Source organism: Hansschlegelia beijingensis, assembly GCF_045505405.1.
GTDB lineage: Bacteria > Pseudomonadota > Alphaproteobacteria > Rhizobiales > Methylopilaceae > Methylopila > Methylopila beijingensis_A.
Map to the genome: position 1 here is coordinate 1 of NZ_JBJKEX010000089.1, position 9,955 is coordinate 9,955.

General features: G+C 68.6%; 8 protein-coding genes, 1 pseudogene and 1 riboswitch. Of the genes and pseudogenes, 3 read left to right on the forward strand and 6 right to left on the reverse strand.

Annotation, left to right across the window (positions count from 1 at the left end; genetic code table 11):
• From ACIKT0_RS07945 to ilvC, 4 genes and pseudogenes are all read right to left on the reverse strand, one after another.
• Positions 1–118: pseudogene (locus ACIKT0_RS07945) on the reverse strand (sulfate ABC transporter permease subunit CysW); the annotation flags it as partial.
• 426 nt (positions 119–544) lie between these two features.
• The gene (gene pdxY, locus ACIKT0_RS07950; protein ID WP_407104820.1) at positions 545–1,393 is read right to left on the reverse strand and encodes a pyridoxal kinase PdxY; all 849 of its coding nucleotides are present in this window, start codon (positions 1,391–1,393) and stop codon (positions 545–547) included.
• Between the two features lie 71 nt (positions 1,394–1,464).
• Positions 1,465–3,408: a putative bifunctional diguanylate cyclase/phosphodiesterase gene (locus tag ACIKT0_RS07955; protein ID WP_407104821.1), complete on the reverse strand. Its 1,944-nt coding sequence runs from the start codon at positions 3,406–3,408 to the stop codon at positions 1,465–1,467.
• 156 nt (positions 3,409–3,564) lie between these two features.
• Positions 3,565–4,584: a ketol-acid reductoisomerase gene (gene ilvC / locus ACIKT0_RS07960; protein WP_407104822.1), complete on the reverse strand. Its 1,020-nt coding sequence runs from the start codon at positions 4,582–4,584 to the stop codon at positions 3,565–3,567.
• A gap of 240 nt (positions 4,585–4,824) precedes the next feature.
• On the opposite strand from ilvC, the gene ACIKT0_RS07965 reads away from it, so the two are divergent.
• Complete coding sequence (locus ACIKT0_RS07965) at positions 4,825–6,306, forward strand: Dyp-type peroxidase (RefSeq protein WP_407104823.1); 1,482 nt, start codon at positions 4,825–4,827, stop codon at positions 6,304–6,306.
• A 40-nt stretch (positions 6,307–6,346) separates the two neighbouring features.
• On the opposite strand, the gene ilvN is transcribed toward ACIKT0_RS07965, so the two are convergent.
• Together ilvN and ACIKT0_RS07975 are read right to left on the reverse strand one after the other, a co-directional pair.
• A complete protein-coding gene (ilvN, locus tag ACIKT0_RS07970) occupies positions 6,347–6,898 on the reverse strand; it encodes an acetolactate synthase small subunit (RefSeq protein WP_407104824.1) in 552 nt (183 codons plus the stop codon).
• A gap of 136 nt (positions 6,899–7,034) precedes the next feature.
• Positions 7,035–8,798: an acetolactate synthase 3 large subunit gene (locus ACIKT0_RS07975; RefSeq protein ID WP_407104825.1), complete on the reverse strand. Its 1,764-nt coding sequence runs from the start codon at positions 8,796–8,798 to the stop codon at positions 7,035–7,037.
• Positions 8,799–9,128: 330 nt separating this feature from the next.
• On the opposite strand from ACIKT0_RS07975, the gene ACIKT0_RS07980 reads away from it, so the two are divergent.
• Together ACIKT0_RS07980 and ACIKT0_RS07985 are read left to right on the forward strand one after the other, a co-directional pair.
• On the forward strand, positions 9,129–9,629 hold the full coding sequence (locus ACIKT0_RS07980) for a hypothetical protein (protein WP_407104826.1): 501 nt from the start codon (positions 9,129–9,131) through the stop codon (positions 9,627–9,629).
• A gap of 44 nt (positions 9,630–9,673) precedes the next feature.
• Positions 9,674–9,776, forward strand: a riboswitch (TPP riboswitch).
• A gap of 67 nt (positions 9,777–9,843) precedes the next feature.
• Positions 9,844–9,955: FAD-dependent oxidoreductase (locus ACIKT0_RS07985; RefSeq protein WP_407104827.1), on the forward strand; the 112-nt coding region annotated here is incomplete at its 3' end.

The window sequence follows — 9,955 nt, forward strand, 5'->3', positions numbered from 1 at the left end:
ACTCGCCCATCACGCGGGCGTTGGTCAGCACCACGCCGTAGAGCAGCGCCCAGCGGATGTTGGGAAGCGTGACGCTCCAGAGCGTCCGCCAGCCTGACGCCCCGAGCGTCAGCGCGGCGAGGTAAGGCAGCACGCCGAAGGCCGCGAACAGCAGCAGCGCGTGCGGCGGATAGGACCAGTTGTGATCCGGGAAGCCGGGTCCGAAGGCTGCGGCGAGGCTCGTCTGATAAGCGTCGCGATCGAACAGGACCGCGGCTTCGCCCGCGAGCGCGAGGCGCGCGCCGTTCCAGACGTTCACGAAGTCCCGCCCGAGCGCATAGCCGGCGGCGTCGAGCGGAAGCGTCGCGGGCGCCAGCGAACCGCGCCCCATCAGCAGGAAGCCCACGGCGCAGATCACGGCGCTGAGCGCCAGGGCCCGGAAGATGGGCCGCCGCCGGAACTGCGCCGGCGCAGGACTGTCGTCGGTCGACATGGCGGGATCCGGAGGCGGGAGTTCGGCCCTATGCTGGACCCGGCATGGTTAAGCTTCGGCTGCGCGCGGCCCTCAGACCGCCACGGGTGCGAACATCGTGCCAGGGCGCACGAACTCCTCCTGCGCCGCAACCGTCAGCAGCTCGCGCGACCCAGCGTCGGCGGTCGCCTTGAGCACGCCGTAGATCGACGAGCCCGCCAGCGCGAGCGCCTCGGCCACAGAGCGGGTCGTGAGCAGATGGACGAAGAACAGGGCCGCGATCGCGTCGCCCGCGCCGTTGACCGAGATCGGCAGCAGCGGCGTCCGCAGGCGGAAGGCGCCCTCCCCGTCCACCGCCAGCAGCTCGATCGAGCCCTCCGGCGTCTCGGAGGTCTGAAGGCTCGTGACCAGCACGGCCGCGGGGCCCGCGCTGCGCAGCGCCTGCGCCGCCGCCTTGGCGTCGTCGAGGTCGCCGATCTTCCGGCCGGTGAGGAATTCGAGCTCGAACTGGTTCGGCGTCGCCACGTCCGCCGTCGGGATGGCGCGGTCGCGCATGAACTCCGGGATGCCGGGCCGCACGAACACGCCGCGACCGACGTCGCCGATCACCGGATCGCAGCAATAGAGCGCCCGCGCGTTCGCCGCCTTGACCCGCGCGACCGCATCGAGGATCGCGTCGCCGATGGCGGCGTCGCCCATATAGCCGGAGAGCGCGCCGTCACAGCCCGGCAGCACGCCCCGCTCCTCGACCCCGGTCAGCACGTCGCGGATCGCATCGGCCGGAAACACCGGCCCCCGCCACGCCCCGTAGCCGGTGTGGTTGGAGAACTGCACCGTGTTGATCGGCCAGACCTCGTGCCCGAGCCGCTGCATCGGGAACACCGCGGAGGCGTTGCCGACATGGCCGTAGGCGACATGGCTCTGGATCGACAGGATGTTCATCGCCGCTCCTCAAACGCGGATCGGCGCCCTTGTACGATCCGGCCCGGCGCCCCGTCGAGACGGGCCCAACGTCACGCCAGGGCGACCATCAGCCTGGTCCGCCGGTCCGCCTCGACGGTGTCGAGGAAGTCCGGGATCTCGCTCGCGGTCATCGGCTTGCTGAACAGATACCCCTGCATCGTGGTGCAGCCGAGCAGCCCGATGGTGCGCTTCTGCCCCTCCGTCTCGACGCCCTCGACGACGCAGTCGATCTTGAGGTTGCGGGACAGGTCGATGATCGTCTTGAGGATGTCGCGCGCCACGCCGTCATGCTCGATGTCGACGATGAAGCCGCGGTCGACCTTGATCCGGTCCAGCGGCAGGCGGCGGACATAGCTCAGGCTGGAATAGCCGGCGCCGAAATCGTCGAGAGCCACCCGGGCCCCGAGCGCCCGCAGCGCGCCGAGCGAGATCTCCGCGAGCGCGATGTCGCGCATCGCCGCCGTCTCGGTGATCTCGAACACGATGCGGCTGGCGTCGAGCCCGCTCGCGCGGACCTTGTCGATGGTCTTCAGGATCGCCTCGGGCGAGAGGTCGCGCGCCGAGAGGTTGAACGAGATGCGGATGTGCGCGGGCCAGCGCCGGGCTTCCGCGAGCGCCTTCTGCAGCAGCGTCTGGGTCAGCCGCGTGATCAGGTCGGTGCGCTCGGCGATCGGCACGAAATCGGCCGGCGAGACGGCGCCGAGCTCCGGCGAGTCCCAGCGGGCGAGCGCCTCGAAGGTGGTGATCCGGCCGGTCGCGACGTCGACCATCGGCTGGAACACGAGCGACATCTCGGTCTCGATGTCGGCGTTCCGCAGGCTTTGCTCGAGGACGCTGAGACGGCGGATCGCGGTTTCGTGCTCCCGCGAGAACATGATCGCGCGGCCGCGCTCGTTCTGCTTGGCGTGGTACAGCGCGTAGTCGGCGCGCTCGTAAAGCAGCTTGGCCTGGCCTTCCGCCTGGTCGCTCGCGGCGAAGCCGATCGTCCCGGAAATCTTGGCCAGCACGTCGAGCGTCGAGAACGGCGCCAGCAGCGCCTCGCAGACGCGCTGTCCGAACCGCTCGACCTCCTCATGGCTGTGGCCGCCGTCGAGGATCACGCCGAACTCGTCGCCGCCCAGCCGGCAGATGAAGGCGCCCTGCTGGGCGATCTCCTGCAGTCGCGCGCCGGTCTCGACCAGGACCTGATCGCCCACCAGATGGCCATAGAGATCGTTGACCGGCTTGAAGCCGTCGAGGTCGAGCAGGCCGACCCAGAAGCGCCGTTGCTCGCCCTCGGCGGACGAAAGCAGCTCGGACAGCCGCGTGAAGAACTGCCGGCGGTTCGGCAGCCCGGTCAGGCCGTCGATGTTGGCCAGCCTGTGATTGTCGTCGCTCAGGCGCTGGGTCTCGGCCTGGGCCTGGATCATCTGCTCGAACTCGCGCGAGTAGACGAACAGGATGTAGATCATCACCAGCGAGACCAACGCCATGTTGGCCCCGATCGCCGTCAGCACCGGGTCCCTGGAGCAGATCAGCGTCACGCTGTAGGGGATCGCGACCGAGCTCGTGATCCCGAGCGCTGCGGTCCGCACATGCATCAGGCAGAAAATGCAGCTCACGACGGTGAGCCCGACGAACACCGTCACATGGGTCTGCTGGGCGGTGGAGCCGTACTGATGCAGCTCGAGCGCCCACACCAGCATGGCCAACCCGATCGCCGGGCCTAGCAGCACGGTCGTCCGCAGCAGCCGCTCCGCCTCGGCGGAGGCGGGCGTGGCGTTGCGGCGCCTGACCCATGTCACGATCCGGGCCGCGCTCAGCGCGAGCAGCGGCGACGGGGCCGCGACGAGCCACAGAGGGGCGGCGTCCCAGAAGGTGTAGACCAGCGCGAGCGCGTTGACGCTGAGCAGGAGATAGAGAACCGGAACCTGCTTCGAGAAGGCGGCGACCTGCGCCCGCAGCAGCGCCGGGCTGCTGACACGCTTGTCAGGGACTGTTCCGCGCGCAGGCATGAGACGTTCCGGGGGCGCTTGAGGGCGCGAAGCTGAACACGCCCGCCTTAAAAGAACGTTTTGCCGACTGATCCCCGGCTCGCAAAATAAAACGGCCGGCCTCCGGGTGGAGGCCGACCGCGGCAGTCAGACGAGGCTCAGCCCCGACAGATCAGCTCAGTTCTTCGACTTGTCGACCAGCGCCTTGGCCTTGATCCACGGCATCATCTCGCGAAGCCGGGCGCCAACCTCCTCGATCTGATGCGCGTTGGCCTTGGCGCGGGTGGCCTTGAACGAGGTCTGGTTGACCTTGTTCTCGAGCATCCAGTTGCGGGTGAAGATGCCGCCCTGGATGTCGGCCAGAACGCGCTTCATCTCGGCCTTGGTCTCGGGCGTGATGATGCGCGGGCCGGTGACGTACTCGCCGTATTCGGCGGTGTTCGAGATCGAGTAGTTCATGTTGGCGATGCCGCCCTCATAGATGAGGTCGACGATCAGCTTCACCTCGTGCAGGCACTCGAAATAGGCCATCTCGGGCGCGTAGCCGGCTTCGACCAGCGTCTCGAAGCCCGCGCGGATCAGCTCGACCAGACCGCCGCAGAGCACCGCCTGCTCGCCGAACAGATCCGTCTCGCACTCCTCGCGGAAGGTGGTCTCGATCACGCCGGCGCGGCCGCCGCCGATCGCCGAGGCGTAGGACAGGCCGATGTCATGCGCGTTGCCGGAGGCGTCCTGCGCGATCGCGATCAGGCAGGGCACGCCGCCGCCCTTCTGGTACTCGCCGCGCACCGTGTGGCCCGGGCCCTTGGGGGCGACCAGCAGCACGTCGAGATCCTTGCGGGGCTCGATCAGGTTGAAGTGCACCGCGAGGCCGTGCGCGAACATCAGCGCCGCGCCTTCCTTGAGGTTCGGCTCCAGGCTCTCCTTGTAGATGTCGGCCTGCAGCTCGTCCGGCGTGAGCAGCATCACCACGTCGGCGGACTTGGCCGCCTCGGCCGGCGACATCACCCGGAAGCCCTCGGCCTCGGCCTTCTTGGCGGTCGCCGAGCCTTCGCGCAGGCCGATGATCACGTCCTTCACGCCGCTGTCGCGCATGTTGAGCGCGTGGGCGTGACCCTGGCTGCCATAGCCGATCACGGCGACGGACTTGCCCTTGATGAGGTTCAGATCGGCGTCGCGATCGTAGTAGACGCGCATGGCGGGTTCCTTGGGTTCTTGACGTGCGTTGAAGCGATGCGTGCGGGGCGTCTAGCGCACCGGACGCGCGAAATGAAGCGCGGCCTTCGCGGAGGGGATCTGCGGGCCGCCGCCGGGAGACGCCGCATAGGTTGTTCCCCTTATCTTGACCAACCTATGATTGTGCCGGAGCCTGTCGTTCGCGCCGCGGCGGCGGGCCGGAGGGTCCTCGCGAGAGGCGTCCAGCAACAGGGGCGACGGATGGCGGTGAATCTGGGAAAGACGCTGGACTGGGAGCAGGCGCGGGGCGACGACCGCGCCATGCTCGAGGACCTCCAGGGCAACATCCTCAAGGGGCACGGCCGCCATCACACGGCGCATCTGTTCCTGAATTTCGGAAGCAAGGGCGACGCGGAGGTGCGGCCGATCCTGCGCAGCATCGGACGTCAGGCCCAGTCGGCGCTCGACCAGCTCCGCGACGCCAAGGCCTTCTCCAAGTCCCGCCGCTCCGGCGGGCGCTTCCTGTCCTTCTACCTGACCGCCGCCGGATACGACGCGCTCGGCCCCGCGGCCGCGGCCAAGAAGCCGAACGACGCGGCGTTCCTCGCCGGCATGAGCGCCCGGCGCGCGCGGCTGGACGACCCCGACCCGTCGACCTTCGACGACTGCTTCCAGGAGGCGGACCGGATCCACGGCATGCTGCTGATCGCGGCCGACGACGACGATGTGGTGAAGGAAGAGGCTGAGCGCTGGGAGACCCTGCTGTCCTTCGGCGGCATCAAGGTCGTCGGACGCGAGATCGGCTTCGCCTATCTCAACGCCGACGGACAGGGGATCGAGCATTTCGGCTACATGGACGGGCGCAGCCAGCCGCTGATGCTGACCCAGGACGTCGTCGCCGACGCGCACAAGGACGGCGTCCCAGCTAAGCCGGGCGGCGGGTTCCAGTGGATCTGGGACCCGCAGTTCACGCTCGACCAGGCGCTGACGCCCGATCCCGGCGGCGCCCTGCCCGGCGTGAGCTGCGGCAGCTATTTCGTCTTCCGGAAGCTCGAGCAGGACGTCAGGCGCTTCAAGGACCAGGAATCCGAGACCAGCCCCGGCAGCCTCGCGGACGCGCTCGGATTGCCCGTCCCGGGCCACCCCATGGAGGACGAGCGCGAACGCGCCGGGGCGATGGTGGTCGGCCGCTATGAGGACGGCACGCCGTTCGCCGCGCCTCATGTGCCCGCCCGGGGAAGCCCGCCCGCCGCCAAGGCGATCAACAATTTCGACTTCAACGGCGATCCCGCGGGCGATCTCTGCCCGTTCCGCGCGCACATCCGCAAAAGCAATCCGCGCGGCGACAGCCTCCGGCTCGGCGCGACGCTCGACGAGGAGCGCTCGCACATCATGGCGCGGCGAGGCATCACCTATGGGCTGCGCGACCAGGACCCGGAGACCAAGGAGTTCCGGGACCGTCCGTCCGGCGGCGTCGGCCTGCTGTTCATGGCCCACATGGCCGACATCGCGAGGCAGTTCGAGTTCACGCAGGCGGCCTGGGTCAACAATGGCGGCTTCGTCGACCCCAGCGCGGGGCTCGATCCGGTCATCGGCCAGGGCGTCAACGGGCCGGGCCAGACGGATTGGCCCGACGGCTATGGCGCGCCGAACGCCGGCCAGATGGATTTCGCGCTCTGTGTTCATCTCAAGGGCGGCGAGTACTTCTTCGCGCCGTCGAAGAGCTTCCTGACGACGCTTTAGGGCCGCCATGGCGGCGGGCGGCCCGTTCAGGCGGCCGCCCTCAGCCGACCATCCCGTCGGGGCCGCGGGCGATCGCGGCGACGCCGGTGCGGGAGACCTCGACGAGGCCGAGCGGCGTCATCAGCACGATGAACTGGTCGAGCTTGTCCGGCTTGCCGGTGATCTCGAAGATGAAGCTCTCGGTGGTGGCGTCGATGACCCGGGCCCGGAAGGCTTCGGCGAGGCGCAGCGCCTCGGCGCGCTGGTCGCCCTTGCCGCGCACCTTGATCAGCATGAGCTCGCGCTCCAGCGCCTTGCCGGTGAGCGTCAGGTCCACCACCGAATGCACCGGCACCAGCCGGTCGAGCTGCGACTTGATCTGCTCGACGACGTCCGCCGGGCCGGTCGTCACCACGGTGATGCGCGATAGGTGGCTCTCATGGCTGACCTCGGAGACGGTCAGGCTGTCGATATTGTAACCGCGGCCCGAGAACAGCCCGATGACGCGCGCCAGCACGCCCGGCTCGTTGTCGACCAGAATCGCCAGCGTGTGCCGCGCGATCTGCTTGTGCGGGTCGTCCATGAAATAGGCTGAGCCTGTCGGCTGACGCATGTTTTGTTATCCGGATGGAACGTCATCCCGGCCGAGCGAAGCGAGAGCCGGGATCGCGGTCAGAAAGGGCGTTTGATCCTGAGGACGATCCCGGATCGGCCTTTCGGCCGTCCGGGATGACGTCTCGGGCGTCAGGTCACACCAGCATCTTGCCTTCCTCGGAGATCGCGTTCTCGATCCGGTCTTCGCTGGCGTCGCCGAGCAGCATGTCGTTATGCGCGCGGCCCGACGGGATCATCGGCGTGACGTTCTCCATCTTGTCGACGACGCAGTCGACCACGACCGGCCCCGGCGTCTCGACCATCGCCCGGATGGTGGCGTCGAGGTCGTCCGGCCTCTCGCAGCGCAGGCCGGTCGCCCCATAGGCCTCGGCGAGCTTCACGAAGTCCGGCAGCGCCTCCGAGTAGGAGTTCGAGTAGCGGCTGCCGTGCAGAAGCTGCTGCCACTGCCGCACCATGCCCATGTACTCGTTGTTCAGGATGAAGATCTTGATCGGCAGCTTGTACTGGATCGCCGTCGAGAGCTCCTGGATGCACATCTGGATCGAGGCTTCGCCCGCGATGTCGATGACGAGCGCCTCCGGATGGGCGATCTGCACGCCGACCGCGGCCGGCATGCCGTAGCCCATGGTGCCGAGCCCGCCGGAGGTCATCCAGCGGTTGGGCTCCTCGAACCTGTAGTACTGGGCCGCCCACATCTGATGCTGGCCGACTTCGGTCGTGATGTAGGTGTCCAGGCCCTTGGTCAGTTCGTAGAGCCGCTCGACCGCCTGCTGCGGCTTGATGGTGTCCGGCGACGGCCGGTAGGCGAGGCAGTTTCGGGCCCGCCAGCGGTCGATCTCGCTCCACCACGACTGCAGCCCCTCGGGGTCGATCTGGACCTTCGAGGCCTTCCACACGCGCAGCATGTCGTCGAGCACATGGGCGACGTCGCCCACGATTCCGACCTGCACCTTGACGTTCTTGTTGATCTGCGCCGGGTCGATGTCGATGTGGATCTTCTTCGAGTTCGGCGAGAAGGCGTCGAGCCGGCCCGTGATGCGGTCGTCGAAGCGGGCGCCGACGCACAGCATGACGTCGCAGTCATGCATCGCGTGGTTGGCCTCGTAGGTGCCGTGCATGCCGAGCATGCCGAGCCACTGCTTGTCGGACGCCGGGAAGGCGCCGAGGCCCATCAGGGTCGAGGTCACGGGCGCGCCGGTCAGCCGCGCGAACTCGCGCAGCAGGCGCGTCGCCTCGGGGCCGGAATTGATGACGCCGCCGCCGGTGTAGAAGATCGGCTTCTTCGCCGTCGCCAGCAGTTCGACCGCCGCGCGGATCCGGTCGGCGTCGCCCTTGACCTTGGGATGGTAGGTTTTGTGCGAGACGTTCTCGCGGCCCACATAGGTCCCGCTCGCGAACTGGATGTCCTTCGGGATGTCGACCACGACAGGGCCCGGCCGGCCGCTGGTCGCGACGTAGAACGCCTCGTGCAGGACCTGCGCGAGCTCGTTGACGTCCTTCACGAGGTAATTGTGCTTGGTGCAGGGCCGGGTGATGCCGACCGTGTCGCATTCCTGGAACGCGTCCGAGCCGATCAGATGCGTCGGCACCTGCCCGGTGATGCAGACCATCGGGATGGAGTCCATCAGCGCGTCGGTGAGGCCGGTGACGGCGTTGGTCGCGCCGGGGCCCGAGGTGACCAGCACCACGCCGCATTTGCCGGTCGAGCGGGCGTAGCCCTCGGCCATGTGGGTCGCGCCCTGCTCGTGGCGGACCAGGATGTGCTCGATGGAGTTCTGCTGGAACAGGGCGTCATAGATCGGAAGCACCGCCCCGCCCGGATAGCCGAAGATGTGCTGGACGCCCTGATCGGCGAGCGCGCGGACCACCATTTCCGCGCCGGTCATCGTCTCGGTCATTGTGGCGGTTCCTTTCGCCTTGTCAGACCCTGCTCCGACCCGACGCGACGTGACGCCGGGCAACAAAAAAGGGCCCGCTGGGGAGCCCTTGCTTGGCGTCATCGGACGTTGAGCGCGAACCTTATGCGGCCCGCACCGTCGATGACGCCTGTCTTACGAGAATGAGCTTGCGCGGCACGCCGTCGCTTCCTCTGGCTTGAATTGCGCGCGGAACCTACGCGCGAGGCTCCTGCCAGTCAAGGCGCGACCGCGAGAAGAAATTCGGGCGCGGGCCAAGCGTCCGTTCGGCCCCGCCAGCCGTTTAGGCTCAGGATCGTCCGGAGGTCGACAATGAGGATGCTCGCAGCCGTCTTTGCAATGGGGCTCGCCTGCGCCGCCGCGCAGGCGGAGAGCGGCCGCTCCGGCGCCTGGACCTACAATTCGGAGACCGAGAGCCAGGGCGGCGGGATCGTCACGGCGCTCGCCTCCGCGCCCGGCGCCTCTTTCAACGACCCCTCCTATGCGGTCGCCCGCTGCCTCGGCGGACGCACGGAGTTCTTCGTCGGAACTTCGGGCGGCTGGGGCCTCTCTGGGCGAACGCTCGAGGTCCTGGCGCAAGCCGAAGGAACGCCAGGCGCGCCTGCGACCGCGCGCTGGGACGTATCGTCGAACGGCAAGGCGGTGTTCGCGCCCGAGCCCGTCGACGCGCTGCTCCGCGCGCTGCCCGACCCGGGCCGGCTCCGCTTCGCCGTGCGGGACGGCAGGGGCGAGAGCCATGAGACGGTCTTCGACATGACGGGCTTCGCCGAGATCCGCCGAAGGATCGCCGAGGCCTGCCACTGGGCGCCGTGAACGCCCGCTTCGGTTGACACGCGCGGGCGCGCTCCCCACTGTCCCCTCAGTCCGAGGGGCGCCCGGGGACGGGCTGAGACGGCGCGAGCCGAACCCTTTGAACCTGATCCGGGTCATGCCGGCGAAGGAACGGGGCTCGTAACGGCGTCCGCGCCGCCGCTTCCCTTCGCCGTCCTGCCCGCGTCCGAGGCTCGAGCCGAGGGAGAGTGTTGTCATGCGCGTCACCATCATCGGCGCCGGGGTCGCCGGCCTCACGGCCGCGATCGAGCTCGCCGGGCGCGGCGCGCAGGTCGAGATCCTCGAGCGCGGCGCGGAGATCGGCGAGC